Source organism: Sorangium sp. So ce128 (assembly GCF_051525245.1).
GTDB lineage: Bacteria > Myxococcota_A > Polyangia > Polyangiales > Polyangiaceae > Sorangium > Sorangium cellulosum_B.
The window spans coordinates 12226281-12241068 of record NZ_CP150313.1; the positions used below are offsets into that span (position 1 = coordinate 12226281).

General features: G+C 68.2%; 7 protein-coding genes. 2 read left to right on the top strand and 5 right to left on the bottom strand.

What is annotated here, in order from left to right; translation table 11 throughout:
• Positions 1-16: 16 nt before the first annotated feature.
• From WME82_RS46355 to WME82_RS46365, 3 genes are all read right to left on the bottom strand, one after another.
• Positions 17-1543: an ATP-binding cassette domain-containing protein gene (locus WME82_RS46355; RefSeq protein WP_438040562.1), complete on the bottom strand. Its 1527-nt coding sequence runs from the start codon at positions 1541-1543 to the stop codon at positions 17-19.
• Between the two features lie 268 nt (positions 1544-1811).
• On the bottom strand, positions 1812-2576 hold the full coding sequence (locus tag WME82_RS46360; protein ID WP_438040563.1) for an SDR family NAD(P)-dependent oxidoreductase: 765 nt from the start codon (positions 2574-2576) through the stop codon (positions 1812-1814).
• Between the two features lie 22 nt (positions 2577-2598).
• Positions 2599-3267: a TetR/AcrR family transcriptional regulator gene (locus WME82_RS46365; RefSeq protein WP_438040564.1), complete on the bottom strand. Its 669-nt coding sequence runs from the start codon at positions 3265-3267 to the stop codon at positions 2599-2601.
• 1366 nt (positions 3268-4633) lie between these two features.
• Between WME82_RS46365 and WME82_RS46370 the strand changes: the two genes are divergently transcribed.
• Both WME82_RS46370 and WME82_RS46375 read left to right on the top strand, forming a co-directional pair.
• A complete protein-coding gene (locus WME82_RS46370) occupies positions 4634-5872 on the top strand; it encodes a cytochrome P450 (RefSeq protein ID WP_438044998.1) in 1239 nt (412 codons plus the stop codon).
• A 45-nt stretch (positions 5873-5917) separates the two neighbouring features.
• On the top strand, positions 5918-6922 hold the full coding sequence (locus tag WME82_RS46375; RefSeq protein ID WP_438040565.1) for a terpene synthase family protein: 1005 nt from the start codon (positions 5918-5920) through the stop codon (positions 6920-6922).
• 68 nt (positions 6923-6990) lie between these two features.
• On the opposite strand, the gene WME82_RS46380 is transcribed toward WME82_RS46375, so the two are convergent.
• The gene (locus tag WME82_RS46380; RefSeq protein WP_438040566.1) at positions 6991-11955 is read right to left on the bottom strand and encodes an AAA family ATPase; all 4965 of its coding nucleotides are present in this window, start codon (positions 11953-11955) and stop codon (positions 6991-6993) included.
• Positions 11956-12786: 831 nt separating this feature from the next.
• A complete protein-coding gene (gene ggt / locus WME82_RS46385; protein ID WP_438040567.1) occupies positions 12787-14616 on the bottom strand; it encodes a gamma-glutamyltransferase in 1830 nt (609 codons plus the stop codon).
• Positions 14617-14788 lie beyond the last annotated feature (172 nt).

Consider the following 14788-nt stretch of genomic DNA (forward strand, 5'->3'; position numbering starts at 1 on the left):
AGGACGCCGGCGCGGGTCACGCGCCGGCGTCGTCGGACGACACCCGCACCTCTCCCTCGGCCACCGTCCAGAGGATCGACGTGCAGCTCCGCCCGAACGCCCTGTCGTGCGTGACGAGGAGAAGCGCGCCCGGGTAGTCGGCGAGGGCGCGCTCCAGCCGCTCGATCGAGGGCAGGTCGAGGTGGTTGGTCGGCTCGTCCAGCACGAGCGCCCACGCGTGTTGCCCGAGGCCCAGCGCGATCATCAGCTTGCGCGCCTCGCCGGGCGACGGCCGCGCCGACCCGAGCAGCGGCCCCGGCTCCACCCCGAGCGCGGCCACCAGCGACATCACCCGCCCGCGCTCCTCCGGAGGGAGGCGCCGCGCCCTCGCGATGAGGGCCTGCTGTTCTGCCTCGCCGAGCTCCTGCGGCACATGGAGCACCTTGTCCGCCGGCACGCGCGCGCCGGCGAGCAGCGCGTTCACCAGCGTGGTCTTGCCAGCGCCGTTCGGGCCCGCGATCCGGATGCGGTCCTCGCGGCCGACCGCGAGCCGCACGTCCCGCAGCAGCATCCGCCCCTCGCTCTCGCCGCCGGCGTGGAGCCGGGGCGCGTCGAGCACGAAGAGCCACGGCGCGGGAGATCGCTCGTAATCGACGAACACGCTGCGGCCCACCGCCTTCTCGAGCTCGAGCTCTCCCGCCTCGGCCGACACCTTCTCGAGCTTGCGCCGGGTCACGCCGACGTTGCGCGACAGCCGCGCTTCGGCCGAGGACACGCGGAAGTCCGCGAGCAGGCCCCGGGCGTCGCTGTCGCGCGGGCCCTTCATCCGCCGCTTCGTGCTCCGGTCCGCGTCGGCCGAGGCCTGCGCCCGCCGCTCGTCGCCGAGGCGGCGCCGGAGCTGCCGTTCCTCGGCGCGCAGCCGCTGGTGCGCCTCCTCGCGCCCGCGCGCCTCGGCCTCCCAGAGCGCTTTTGCCGCGCTGTACCCGCCGGGATAGAGCCTCGCCGCGGCCCGCTCGACCCGGATCGTGCCGGTGGTCAGCGCGTCGAGGAGCTCGCGATCGTGCGAGACGCACGCCCCGATCCCCTGGAACCCCGCGAGCGCGCCGGCGAGCAGCGCCCGCGCGTCCGCGTCGATGTGGTTCGTCGGCTCGTCGAGCAGGAGCAGGTCCGGCGCCGCGGCGAGCGCCGCGCCGATCTGCCACCGCTTGCGCTCGCCGGGCGACAGCGTGGCCCAGCGCCCGAGCTCCGCCGGATCCAGCAAGAGCTCGCCGCGCAACCTGCGCGCGGCGCCGTCCTCGGCGTCGGCCAGCGCGTGGATGGCCGCGTCGGCGTGCTCCACGGCCTGCGGGCAAACCGCGACGGTCGCGCCCCGCGGCTCGAGCCGCAAGCTCCCCGCCTCGGGCGCGAGCTCGCCGGCGAAGAGCCGGAGGAGCGTCGTCTTGCCGGCACCGTTCGGCCCGACGATCCCGTACCACCCCGGGGTCAGGCACAGATCGACGTCCGCGAGGATCGTGGACGCGTCGGAATAAGAGAAGGAGAGGCGCTGCGCGCGCAACAACGACATAGGAGCTCCTGAATCCTGAGGGCCACATGGCCCGGTCACGGGACGGGCAGGCTGCCTCGCGCGGCCAGGGAGCAGGGATGCCACCTGTCGCGCTCGCGACCTGCGACGGAGACCGATTCAGGAGCTGATCTTCACCGGAGCACTCTCCTCTTGCGTCAGCCGTGCTCTCTAACAGACGGTCGAGGTCCACGCAACCGCCGCTCCGCGGTCGCGGTCGCCCCTTCCGCTCTCCTTCTTCTTCTTCCAGCGGCCTCTCGGCTCGGCGCGCTCACGCGGCCAGGAAGCCGCCGTCGACCGGGATCGCGCCGCCGGTCACGTAGCCCGCGCCCTCGGAGCACAGCCACAGCGCGGCGCCGGCGATCTCGTCCTCGGTGGCCATCCGCGCCATCGGATGCTGCGCCACAAGCGCCTGCACCAGCTCGGGCGCGAACGCCTCGGCCTGTTGCATGGCGGGCGTGCGGGTGACGCCGGCGCAGAGGGCGTTCACGCGGATCCCGAGCGGCGCCACCTCGAGCGCCACCGAGCGCGTCATCCCGAGGACCGCGTGCTTGGACGCGACGTAAGCGTGGTGCGCCGGCTTCCCGGCGACGCCGTAGATGGAGCTCATGTTGACGATGGCGCCCCCGCCCGACGCCAGCATGGCCGGGATCTCGTGCCGCATGGCCAGCCAGACCCCGCGGGCGTTGGTCGCCATGACGTCGTCCCACACCGCCTGATCGGCGCGATCGAGGCGGGCCATGTCGCCGCCGATGCCCGCGCAGTTCGCCGCGAAATCGAGCCGGTCGAAGCGCCTCATCGTCTCTTCCACGGCGCGCTTCATCGAGGCGTCGTCCCGCACGTCGGTCTGGACGAACAGCGCCGGCGCGCCCTCTCGCTCGAGCGCGGCGCAGGCCCGCTGTCCGGCGTCGCCGTCGCGCGCGGCGATGGCGACGCGCGCCCCTCCTCGCGCGAACGCGCGCGCGGTCGCGAGGCCGATGCCCGAGGTGCCCCCGGTGACGAGGGCGACCCGTCCGGCGAAGTCGTAGGTGATCATGAAGCTCCCTTTCCTGGTGGAATCACGCAGTGCTCGCGCCAAGGCCGCGCTGGATGAACTGGACCGCCTGCTGGGCGAGGCGGCGGCGGCGCTTCGGGCCGAGCTGCTTTCGCAGCGCGTCGGAGGCCAGCACGTCGTGGAGCTCGGCCCCGAGCTCCTGGAGCACCGCCTCGGTGAGCCCGGGGCCGATGACGGCGGCGACCAGCCGGGTCGCCACCTCGAGGCTCGTGTCGGTGGAACGGACGGCGCCGCTCGCGATGCCCTCCGCGAGCAGGGCCCGGAGCTCCGCGGCGCCGGCCTCGCAGATGGCCTTGTGGAGGCCGCGGACCTCGACCGTGGCGGTCGGGTCGGCGGCCGCGGCCGACAGGCGGGCGAGGCGCGGGTGCTCCACGAGGAACGCCATGCCGCGCTCGATGTGGACCTCCAGGCGAGCCCAGAAGTCGCCCTCCAGGCACGCGGCGCCGAGGAACGCGCGCTTCTGCCGCGGCACCTCCTCGGTCAGGAGCCACCGGTAGAGATCGAGCTTGTCCTCGAAGTACTGGTAGAAGCTCCCCTTGGGGATGCGGGCGCGGCGCGCGATCTGCGAGAGCGAGGCCTCGGCGTAGGGGCGATCCGCGAACTCGGCGATCGCCTCGCGCACGAGGCGGTCCCGCCGCTCCTCGGGCAACCCAAAGAACGTGCTCTTCGGCATGCGACCGGTCAGTCATATGACCGATCGGTCGCATCGTCAAGGCGGGGCCGGGCGCGCCCCTGGCTGCTGTTCAGTGGTTCAGCACTGGGCATGCCCAGAGCACGACTAAGGAAATCCCTGAGCGCAACCGGGGAGTGCCCAGAGCGTGACCCCGATCCCAAACGGGCCTCGTCCCAAACGCGCCTCCGGCGTGGGGCGGCGCGCCTCCGGAGGAGGTGTGGTTCCAGGCAGAGGCCCCCTCTTTCGAGGTCACGAGATCGAGCCGAGCGTGACATCGAGCGACCCGCATCATGGCCGATGACGCTGGGGAGCGTGACCGCGCTCCGCTCGAGCGAGGCGTTCATTTTGCATAGCGGGCCGGCGCACTCTCGTGCGGCCGTGCATTCCTGCAATGCACGTCACATTGATGGCGAAAACCTTCGCCGTCAGCATCCCAGGCAGACGCCGCGGGCGTTCGCGCCGACGCGCGCCTGCAGCGTTCTCGTCTCCACGGCTCGCTCCATCCGGAGCGCAGCGGGGGCGGCTCCGGGTCACCCGCTATGCCTTCACGGATGAAACCCGAGTCGACTGCATCTTGCATTGCTGCACAGTCGCTCGCGATAGACGACGTCGATCATCCAGAGATCATTGCGCTCATTGATCGCAACGCATCATCTATCGGATGGCCATCGAGGTGTCGCTCGGGGGCAGGTGATGTTCTCGGCGCCTGCTGGAGCGGCGCGGGTCGCAGACGCTCAAATGTATTTTTATTCACGCGGCATGTTGTGGCGGCTCGGCCATCGGATTGAAGTGTTGGAAGATTCGTTGTCCGGGTGCCTCGAGCACGGCGAGGTCGTCGTGTGAAGTCCGCAAATAAGAATACAGTTGCGCATTCGTCCGTATGGTATAGGATGCTGTCATCAGATGGAGGAGCACCCACGAACCATCGGGCCCCTGCAGCCATGAAGAGAGCCTAGCGGCTCTCTCGCTTGCTCTGGTCTCATGATGCACCGGGAGATGCCCTGGAAGCAGTTCAGGCGCTCGTGAGTCGCATGCTCGCATCCTGGCGGGCGTAGCGACGACCGAGGAGTGCAGCCGTGTCCTGCGGACGCCGAGCGTTGGCTCGGGCCGCGTGGCGGCTGTTCAGCGCCCTGCTCGCGGGAGATGCGCCCAGGTGACCACGCGCTGGAGCATCGCGGAAACGCGGCTTGCGGGTTCCGTCTCGTGCTCCTTTCAGCGCTAGGGGCCAGCTGCCTCAGGGCAGCACCGAATCGACGCCATCGCGTCGCCCAGCGCGCCATCCGACGCAGCACCCCACTCCAGGCTTATCGACGTGTGCCGCCATGGCGTTGCGGCTGCGTCCTGCCTTCGCCACAGGAAGAGCGCAATGACTCGACTTAATTTGTTCGCCCCCGAGGTCCGAGAGAACCCGTACCCCTTCTACGCGGCGCTGCGCCGCGAGTCGCCCGTGTGTCAGGTGGACCCCAACGGGATGTGGGTGGTCACCCGGTATGATGACATCGTGGCGGCGTTCAAGAACACGCAGGTGTTCTCGTCCGCGGGGCTGCGCGTCGCGTCGGAGCCGCCCTACCTGCGGCGAGATAATCCGCTGTCCAGATCGTTGCTACTCGCGGACCCGCCGCGGCACGGCCAGCTGCGCAGCCTCATCAACCGCGCATTCACCGCCGCGACGGTGGCCTCGCTGGAGCCGCAGATGCGCTCCACGGCCGCGCAGCTCGTCGACGACCTGGTGAAGCGCCGCGCGGCCGACTTTCTCTCCGATCTGGCGCTTCGCGCGCAGGTCAGCGTCCTCGCCAGGCTGATCGGCTTTGACTCAGCGCTGGAGCGGCACTTCAAGCGATGGACGACTGACCTCATCAGCGTCGGCGCCGTATCTCCAGAAGATCATGCGCGGCTCGACGAGGTGCGTAGGACCATCGACGAGATGGAGCAGTACATGCTGGGCCTGCTGGCGAGCCGCCGGCGGAAGATGGAGAACGACCTGGTCAGCGAGCTGCTCCGGTCTCGGACCGACGGCGATGGGACCACGGACCAGGACCTCGTAGCCCTCCTCTTCCTGCTCCTCGTGGCAGGGCTCGAAACGGCGATGGCGCTGATGACCCAGATGGTGTTGATCCTCGCCCAGCGTCCGACGTGGATGGATCGCCTGCGCGCGGAGCCGGCGCTCATCCCGCGCTTCATCGACGAAGTCCTGCGCTTCGAGCCGCCGGTGCACGCCACGATGCGCCTGACCCTCTCCGAGACGGAGCTCGGCGGTACGCGTCTGCCCGCCCACGCCGTCGTTGCGCTGCTCATCGGCTCCGGTCTGCGTGATGAGACGAAGTTCCAGGAGGCGGACCGCTTCAACCCAGAGCGACGCGACCAGGCCAACCTGGCGTTCGGACATGGTGCCCACTTCTGTCTCGGGGTCTTCCTGGCCAAGACGCAGGCCCGCGTGATGCTCGAGGAGCTGCTTCGCCGATGCCACCGAGTCGCGCTTGCTGCTGACCGTCTTGAATGGAATGTGTTCCTCAACACCCGCTGCCCGATGGCGCTACCCATCGAGGTGGTTCCAGCGTCATCTCCTGCCACACGCGAGTCACCAGTCGTTCAGGGGATCTGGTAGGGCATGTGCCGTTGCGAATAGGCCTCTACTCCATGGAATCGTCTTGTGGTGGAGTTCGTCATGTCATCCGATCGAACTAGCGTCGTCGTCAGCAAGCGCGATGCTGGTGCATTCGAATATCCGTTCTCTGCGTCGTGTCACCCCGGGAGAGAGATCGCTGAGCAAAGGACCCTGGCGTGGGTTCGTCGATTGCGGCTGGTGCCAGACGGTCGGTCGCTCTCGCGTCTCAAGGCGACGAACTTCTCCCACCTGGCGGCATGGCTCTTGCCGTCCGCGAGCACGCAGACGCTCCAGCTGGCATCGGACTTCACGGCCGCGCTGTTCCTCCTGGATGATGCGTACGACGAGGGGCAGCTCAGCACGGACCCGGAATCCGTCGAGTGGCTCAATGAGAAGTACCTGGGTGAGCTCTTCGGGTACACCGAGGCGGACATGAGCGATCCCCTGACGCGCGGGATGCTCGATGTACGTGAGCGCATCCGACGCAGTCATCCGCACTTCTTCCTGAATCGCTGGCTCTCGCACTTTCAGTACTACTACGAGGCCAACCTGTGGGAGGCGAATAACCGGAAGCAGATGAGGGTGCCGCATCTTGAAGAATATTTGATGATGCGGCGCTACAGCGGAGCTGTCTATACCTACTGCGACCTGCTCGAGCTGCTGCTCGAACGGCCGCTGCCGCTCGAGGTCGTCCAGCACCCGTTGATTCAGACGGTTCGAGACATCTGTAATGACATTCTCTGCTGGACGAACGACTACTTCTCGCTCGGGAAGGAGCTGACCAACGGCGAGACGCACAACCTGATCGTCGTCCTCCGGAACGAATGCGTGAGCACGCTGGAAGAGGCGATCGACCGGCTCAAGGACATGCACGAGCGCCGGGTCGCGGAGTACCAAGGCGTGAAGGAGAAGGTGCTCGCGCTCTGGGCGGACGACGAGATCCGCCTCTACCTGGACGCGGTCGAGGCCATGATCGCCGGAAATCAGCGCTGGGCGCTCGAGGCCGGTCGCTATTCTGGACTAGAGAGTTTGATCGTGCGCGCTGGATGAAGGCGAAGGAGCCTACCGGGCGCGTGCTTGCATGGCGCCTCGCCCGGCGCCGTGAGAGAGGGTGCTGTTCAGGCGTGCAATCTCGTCGAGGTCCGCCGCATCGCGTAGGCGATACCCGCCTTGAGATTGGAGCGGGTCTCTATCGAGCCGAGGTCCACGCCGAGCGCGACCAAGCTCTGCGCCACCGCAGGGCGGAGCCCCGTCAAGATAGCCTTGCTTCCGAGCAGCCCCACCGCCTGGGCCAAGCTCATCAGCCGGCTCGCGACGCTCGTGTCCACGCTCTTGACCCCCGTGACGTCGACGATCACGACCTTCGCGGAGCTGGACGCGACCCCTTGCATCGCGGTTTCAATCATCTGCGCCGCCCGTCTTTCATCGATCGTCCCGATGATCGGCATCACCATGACCTGATCGGTGATCGGTATGCAGGGTGTTGATAGCTCGAAGAGCCGATCCCGCTGCGTCTGAATGATGGCTTCCTGCATCTGGACGCGCTCTTCCTGCAGCCGGACCCGCTCCCCCAGCTCCACCTGCAGCTGGTCGTTGACGTCGCGGAGCTGCTCGTAGGACAGCCGGAGCTCCTCCGTGCGCGCGGCGACCTCCTGCTCGAGCCTCTCATAGAGCTTTGCGTTCTCGATGGAGATCGCGATCTGCGTCGAGAGGAGCTTCAGGAGATCGAGGCGATTCTGCGTGAACACGCCGGTGGACAGGTTGTTCTCGAGATAGAGCACGCCGACGAGCCGATTCTGACGGATGATCGGGGTGCAGATGACCGACTTCGGGCGCCTCTCCCGGATGTAAGGGTCGGCGGAGAACTTGGCCTCCTCCGTCGCATTGTCCAGCAGGACGCCCTTCTGGGTGCGCTGCACGTAGCTCACGATCGAGAGAGGCGCTCTGCTGAACGACACGACGGGCGCGGACTTGAGCACGTGAACTTGCTTTGGCTGAAAGGTCCCTTCCACCTCGACGAAGAGGGCATCGCCACGCGCCAGGGCCAGCATGCCGGACTGTGCGCCGAGGTTCTCGAGCACGATCGTCATGAGGTTTTCCAGGAGCCTCTCCAGGACGATCTCGCTCGCCACGGCCTGTGACGCCTTCACCACGCTGAGCAGGTCCAGGACCGCGTCATCGTGGGTGGACGTCTCCGTCACCGACGTCGATTGGTCTGGCCTCCCCTCGAGCCTCAGATGGGGGAACGCGGCGACGAGGCTCTGGCACTTCGCATCAGCGCCCCACAGCGCATAGCCCCGGTAGGCCATCGTCATGTAGTGCTGAGCGATCTCGCTCCGGCCCATTCCCCGGTAGAACGACGACGCAAGCTCACACCCGAGCGCCTCTTCCTGGATGTATCCGTGCTGTCGGGCTCCCTCGATCGCGCGATCGTAGAGGGCCATCGCCTCGATCATCGAGCGCCCCACGCGAGCCAGCTCCGCGCTCACCAGGTCGTGCTTGTGCTGGTTGTTCTCCGGCGCGTGGCGCGCCCACATCCCGAGCTTCTGCTGGTTCGCGTCGACCTTGGAGAGCGCCGCGTCCTGCTCCTCCTTCGAGAGTCGATCGAAGGCCGCGAGGATGGCGAGCGAGCAGTAGAAGTTCTGCTGCACGACGGTGGCGAACCCCGCCACGTCCTGGTACTCCTCACGGGCGCGAAGGCACTCATAGGCGAGCTTCGGCTCGCCAAAGAGGTAGAGCAGCATGCCCTTCGCGAGGTGCAGTGAAAACAACGATATACTGTTGTGCTCGAGACAGGGGATCATCGTCGTTTCGTCGAAGCTGTCGCCGACCAGGCGCAGCTTCTCCGCGGACGGATCTCGAAGGCTGCGCACGAGCTGCTTCCAGATCTTCACGTAATACAGCGGGTATTGCTGGTTGAGCTTCAGCGCGAGCTCGATGGAATGTGTCATTCGTTGCTCGGTCGTCCCCAGCTCTTCCCCGGTAAAGAAGGAGTATGTGGGGTGCTGACAGGCGCTGTACCCGACGTACTCGATGTCTCCTGTCTCCAGTCCTACCTGAACCGCATGACGCGCCGGTTGGGTCGTCTCTTTCAGGTGACGCTTCCAGTGGTGAATGGCGATGTAATTGAGCGTATAGATCTTGGATTCGAGCTCGATCGCACCGAAGCGCTGGATGAGATCGATCGCCAGCTGTCCCAGCGCGAACCCCTGGTCTATATTGTTCATGAAACTGCACTGGATGTGGCCGTAGATCGCACAGGCGTATGCCGCGGAAGGTGAGATTCCGTGCTGTACGCAGATGTTCATCAGGGTGAACGCGATCAGCGGAACGAACTGGGGCCTCGCCATGAGGGCGGCCGGCAAGGAAGAGACGAGGATCCGGTTCGCCGCGAGCATTCGCCGATCGACGAGCACCGGCAGGTCCGCCAGGCGAGGTATGTCGATGTCAGCGGGCGGCGCCTCGCAGAGCGGTACCTCGAGCATGGCGAGCACGGCCAGGGCAATGTCGAGAGCCTCCGCCAGTCGATGCTGCGACATGTAAAATTGAATACGCGTCTCGTAGACCCGGATCGTCTCCAGTACGTCCCTTGCATGGTCCACGACGATCTTCGCGCAGGCCTCTGCTCGGTCGAAGTTGATCGTCAGGTACTCCAGCTCGACGAGATCCGTGTAGATGGCGAGCGACAGCTCGTGGTTCGTCTCCCACGAGTCCTCGGGCAAGAACGCCGCGGCCGCGCGGAGGCACTGCACCCCGGGGCCGTACGCCGTGGAGCGCCTCGCCTTCTGCCCGGCCCTCAGGTTGAGCGTCGCGGCCTCCTCGCGCTCCTGCCTGTCCACGATCATCTTTGCCCCCATGTTGAGGTGCATCACGATGTCGTAGATCCGGTCCTCGACGGACCCGGGAGGGCTCTCTCCCAGCATGAGCCGCCCCAGCTCCAGGTGGATCCGCTCCTGCTCGCCCTCCGTGAGCAGCTTGTAGGCCGCCTGCTGCACGCGGTCGTGGAGGAACTTGAACGTGACCGCGCCCTCGTCCGCGTCGTCGAGGAAGCGCGCGATGCCGTACTCACCGTCGACGGGCACGACGAGCCCTGCGTCCAGCGCGCCCCAGAGGTCCTCGTCGGTCGCGCGCCGGTTCTTCTGGTGGATGAGGGCGAGGATCCTCAGATCGAACTGGTTGCCGATGCACGCGGCGAGCTTCAAGACCCGCTGCGTCGCCTCGCCCAGGCCCTGTATCCGGCGGACCATCAGGTCGACGACGTTGTCCGCGACCTTCATCCGCTGGATGTCGGCGATGTTCCATTTCCAGGCGCCCGTCTCCGAGCTGAAGCGCAGGTGGCCTTCGCGGCAGACGCTCTCGAGGTACTGGATCGTGAAGAACGGGTTCCCGTGCGTCTTGGCGAAGATGACACCCGAGAGCTCGCGACACTCCTCCCGAGGCGCGTCGAGCGTGTCCGACACGAGCTGGTTGACGTGATCGGGCCCGAGCGGCGTCAGCGTGATCGTGCGCACGCGGGCCTCGCTCTTCCGGAGCGCGCCCAGCATCATCGTCAGCGGGTGCGCGTCGTCGACCTCGTTGTCGCGGTACGACCCGATCAGCAAGAGGTGGCGGATGTCCGGGTCCTCCAGGAGCACGCTGAGGAGGTTCAAGGACCCCGTGTCGGCCCACTGGAGATCGTCGAGGAACAGCACGAGCGCCCGCGTCTTCAGCGCGATCGCGCCGATGAAGTTCCGGAACGTCAGGTTGAAGCGGTTCCGCGTCTCCATCGAGCCCAGCGCCGGGACGGGCGGCTGCTCGCCGATGATGAGCTCGATCTCCGGGATCACCTCGGCGATGACCCGCCCGTTCGGAGAGACGGCCGCGAGGATCCTCGCCCTCCAGTCGGCGAGCTCATTCCTGCTCTCGGTGAGGATCTGCCGGACGATCTCCCGCAGCGCCGCGAGCACGGCCGCGTACGGGACGTTGCGCGTGAACTGGTCGAACTTGCCAGCGGCGAAGTAGCCCGCCTCCTTCGCGATCGGCTTGTGGATCTCGTTGACGACCGCCGACTTGCCCACACCGGAGTAGCCGGCCACGAGGACGAGCTCCGAGCGGCCACCCTCCGCCGCCTCCGGACCAGACCCGCTGATGTCCCTGAAGGCCGCCATCAACGCGCCGACCTCGCCCTGCCGGCCATACAGCTTCTGCGAGATCTGGAGCCGCGTGGGCTTGTCCCGCCTCCCCGGCACGAAGTCCTCCGCCGGCGCTCCTTGCTCCAGCATGTCGAGGCAGGCCTTCAGATCGGCCTTCAGGCCGAAGGTGCTCTGATACCGCTCCTCCGCCGTCTTCGAGAGCAGCTTCATGATCACCCGGGAGAGCGCCTCCGGGATCGCCGGCCGGATCAGGTGCGGCGCGACAGGCGTCTTCGCGATGTGATGGTGCACGAGCTCCAGCGGATCCGTCGTCTCGAACGGGAGGCGCCTCGTCGTGAGCTCGTAGAGCGTGACCCCGAGGGAGTAATAATCCGAGCGGAAGTCGATCGACCGGTTCATCCGGCCCGTCTGCTCGGGCGAGATGTACTGCAGCGTGCCCTCGCCGACCGACCAGGGGTCGACCACCGCGGCGCGCTCCCCAGGCAGGAGCGAGGCGATGGAGAAGTCCGTGAGCTTCGACGTGCGCACGTCGCTGTCGACGATGATGTTGCTCGGCTTGATGTCCTTGTGGACGATGTTCCGCTCATGGATCGCCCCGAGCGTGTCCGCGAGCTGGAGCGCTATCCTCACCGCCTGCGCGAGCCCGACGCCCTGCCCATTGCCGTCGATGATCGCCCGCAGCGAACGACCGGCGAAGTACTCCATGACGAGCGCGGCGTAATCGAGCCGGACCTCGAGCTCGTGGACCCGCACGACCCCATCGAGGTCGAGGTGCTTCGTGATCTCGTACTGGCGCTTCAGGATCGCCACGTTGCGGGTGCCATTGACGCCCTTCCGCGCGACCTTGATGACGCACATCTTGCCCGTGCTCTTCTTCCGGCCGAGATAGACGCTGCTGCGAGCACCATCGTGCAGCGTCTCGAGCAACTCGTGATTCAACAGCTCCACCATGACGGCGACCCCCCCTGGAGTGACAGGGCTATTTACCCAGCGCGGCGTTCAGTCGGTATCTCGGTCCGTGTCAAGCTGCAGTCCCCCGCTTCACGGCAGCTCCTCGGGGCGCTGAACTCAAGGACGGCGACAGGCGGTGGCGCGATCCGCCGAGGGAGCGAACGTGCTCGGCGGGGCGCATCGCCCTACGCAATCGAAACGGACGGGTTGTGTCAAGGTCGAACCGCCGCGGCGCCGCACGCGGATCGAGCGCTCCCGGCGGGCTCCGCCGCCGAGACGCCGCGCGTCAGGCGAGCGGCGCACGACTCGATCCGACGCTCGGGAGCGAATGTGACAACAGCGTCGCCTCGCCGCTCGGACGCACGGCGCTCCGTGGCGCAGAGGGCCGTCGGACGTGCATCACGCGATGACGCCTTCACGAGGCGAGGAACCACGGTGCACGGGGCACACGCCCGTGCCGGGAACGGCCAAGGTGCGCCAGATGGAGAGGGATCTCCTTAGGGAAGTGCCTGAGACGCGCGGCGCCTTCCCTCATCGATAAGCCATTGAAATGCGCAACGATCGGCCCCCGACAGAGGAGTAAGGAGACGCCTGAACGATTGACCGTTGCCATCTCGTCCCGACAACATGCGTCGCCCGGCGGGCGGCAACGTGGGTCGGGTGGGTCGGTCGACGCGGGCGTGGCTCGCTGTCGGGGCCGCCAGCCGGCGGCGCTCCCGAGCGCGCCGTGGCGTCGGTCTGCCCGGTCCGGAGCAGGCCATGGAGCCCGCCCGTTGTGGGATGGGCGGGCGTCGCGTGAGCCGATGTGGGGAGCGCGGCGCCCCGCCGGCGCTACTTCCCGGCGGCCGCCTCGGAGCCGGGTCGCCGCGGCTCCCGCGCGCCGGCGAACGCGGCGCCCTCGCGGCCGATCGACGGCGCGTCGGCGATGTGCCCGCGGTCGTCGAGGGTGTGGCCCATTGCGCCGAGCGCGCTCCTCAGCTCGTCGGGGAAGCCGCCCTGCTCGACGAACAGCTTGTCGGGGTAGTCCTGGTGGTGGAAGCGCGGCGCGTTGACCCCCGTGGTCACGTCGAAGCCGAAGTCGACAACGTTCGAGAGGATCTGGAACACCGCAGTGAGGATCGTCGGGCCGCCCGCGGCGCCGAGCACGAGCTCCACGCGGCCGTCCTTCCCGGTCACGATCGTCGGCGACATCGACGAGAGCATGCGCTTGCCGGGCGCGATGGAGTTGGCCTCCCCCTGCACAAGACCGAACTGGTTCGGGGTGCCGGGCACGGCGGCGAAGTCATCCATCTCGTTGTTCAGCACGAATCCGGCGCCGGTCACCGTCACCCCCGAGCCGTACCAGCCGTTCAGCGTCGTGGTCAGCGCGACGGCGTTGCCCTGCGCGTCGACCACCGAGAAATGCGTCGTGTGCGGGCCGCGCCCGCCCGAGTCCTTGACCGCCGCGCCGCGGGCGAGCTCGTCGGTCGGCGTCGCGCGGTCCGCCGCGATCGTGGCGCGCTGCTTCTCGGCCCACGCGACCGAGAGCAGCTCGTCCACCGGGTTCTTCACGAAATCGGGATCCCCGAGGACCTCGTTGCGCGCGAGGAACACCCGCCGCATCGCCTCGGCGACCACGTGCACGTGCGACGGCGAGTGCCAGCCGAGCTTGGCGACGTCGAGCCCCTCCAGCTGGTGCGCGATCATCGCGAGGGCGAGGCCGCCCGACGACGGGAGCGGCATGGAGGCGACGCGGCGCCCGCGGTACTCGAAGACGACGGGCTCGCGCCACTTCGCCTTGTAGCCCTTGAGGTCCGCGGCCGTGATGATGCCCTTGCCCCGCCGCATCTCGGCCACGAAGAGCTCGGCGGTCTTGCCCTCGTAGAAGCCCGCGGGCCCCTTCTCCGCGATGCGCTCGAGCGTCGCCGCGAGCTCGGGCGATTTCCACGTCGCGCCGATCTCGATGGGCGCGCCGCCCGGCAGGAACAGCGCGACCGACGCCGGGAAGCGCTTGAGCTTGCCCGACGCGGCCTTGACCGTCGTCGCGAAGTTCTCGTCGACCGAGAAGCCCTCCTTCGCGAGCCGGATCGCGGGCGCGACGAGCTCGGCCCAGGTCTTCTTCTTGGAGCCGAGCTTGTCGTACGCTTCCCAGAGCCCCGCCACGCTGCCGGGCACGCCGACCGCGAGGTGGCCGACGCGCGCGCTCTCCGTGGCCTTGCCGTCCTTGCCCCGGTACATGTCGTGGGTCGCCTTGCCCGGCGCGGTCTCGCGGAAGTCGAGCGCGTGCTCCTTGTCGCCGACGCGCGCGACCATGAACCCGCCGCCGCCGAGGTTGCCGGCCGTCGGGTGCACCACGGCCAGCGCGAACGCCGTCGCGACCGCCGCGTCGACGGCGTTGCCGCCCGAGGCGAGGACCTCCGCGCCCACCTTCGTGGCGAGGGCGGCGTCGCTCGTGACCATCGAGGGGCCCCGCACCGGCGGCGCGCCCTCGGGGTAAGGCCACCCGGCGGGGAACCGCGACGCCGGCGTGGCCGGCGCGGCCGGCGCGGGCGCAGGCGCCGAGGCGGGGGCGGCGTTCGGCGACGGGGGCGGGGGCGGCGCGGGCGGAGGGGGCGGGACGGCGGCCTCGCAGCCCGCGAGGAGCACGACGGCGAGCAATCGATGCCAGGCACGGAGCTTCATCGCGGCGGCTTATAGCCCAGGCCCCGCGCCGCTCGAAGGCCAGAGGCGCGGCCGCGCGAGCGCGGCCGGAGGGTTCTCCACGGTGATCCGTCACAGCTGTTCGGGCATCTGCTGATCAGCTGTACCGCTCTCTGGCGAACGGGAGAGCGACGCGCCGTACAGGGCGCGTGGA

What these genes read in the sequence shown, in the direction of transcription:
- ggt (WP_438040567.1), bottom strand. Translation starts at nt 14,616, where the DNA reads ATGAAGCTCCGTGCCTGGCATCGATTGCTCGCCGTCGTGCTCCTCGCG.
- WME82_RS46365 (WP_438040564.1), bottom strand. Translation starts at nt 3,267, where the DNA reads ATGCCGAAGAGCACGTTCTTTGGGTTGCCCGAGGAGCGGCGGGACCGC.
- WME82_RS46370 (WP_438044998.1), top strand. Translation starts at nt 4,634, where the DNA reads ATGACTCGACTTAATTTGTTCGCCCCCGAGGTCCGAGAGAACCCGTAC.
- WME82_RS46380 (WP_438040566.1), bottom strand. Translation starts at nt 11,955, where the DNA reads ATGGTGGAGCTGTTGAATCACGAGTTGCTCGAGACGCTGCACGATGGT.
- WME82_RS46360 (WP_438040563.1), bottom strand. Translation starts at nt 2,576, where the DNA reads ATGATCACCTACGACTTCGCCGGACGGGTCGCCCTCGTCACCGGGGGC.
- WME82_RS46355 (WP_438040562.1), bottom strand. Translation starts at nt 1,543, where the DNA reads ATGTCGTTGTTGCGCGCGCAGCGCCTCTCCTTCTCTTATTCCGACGCG.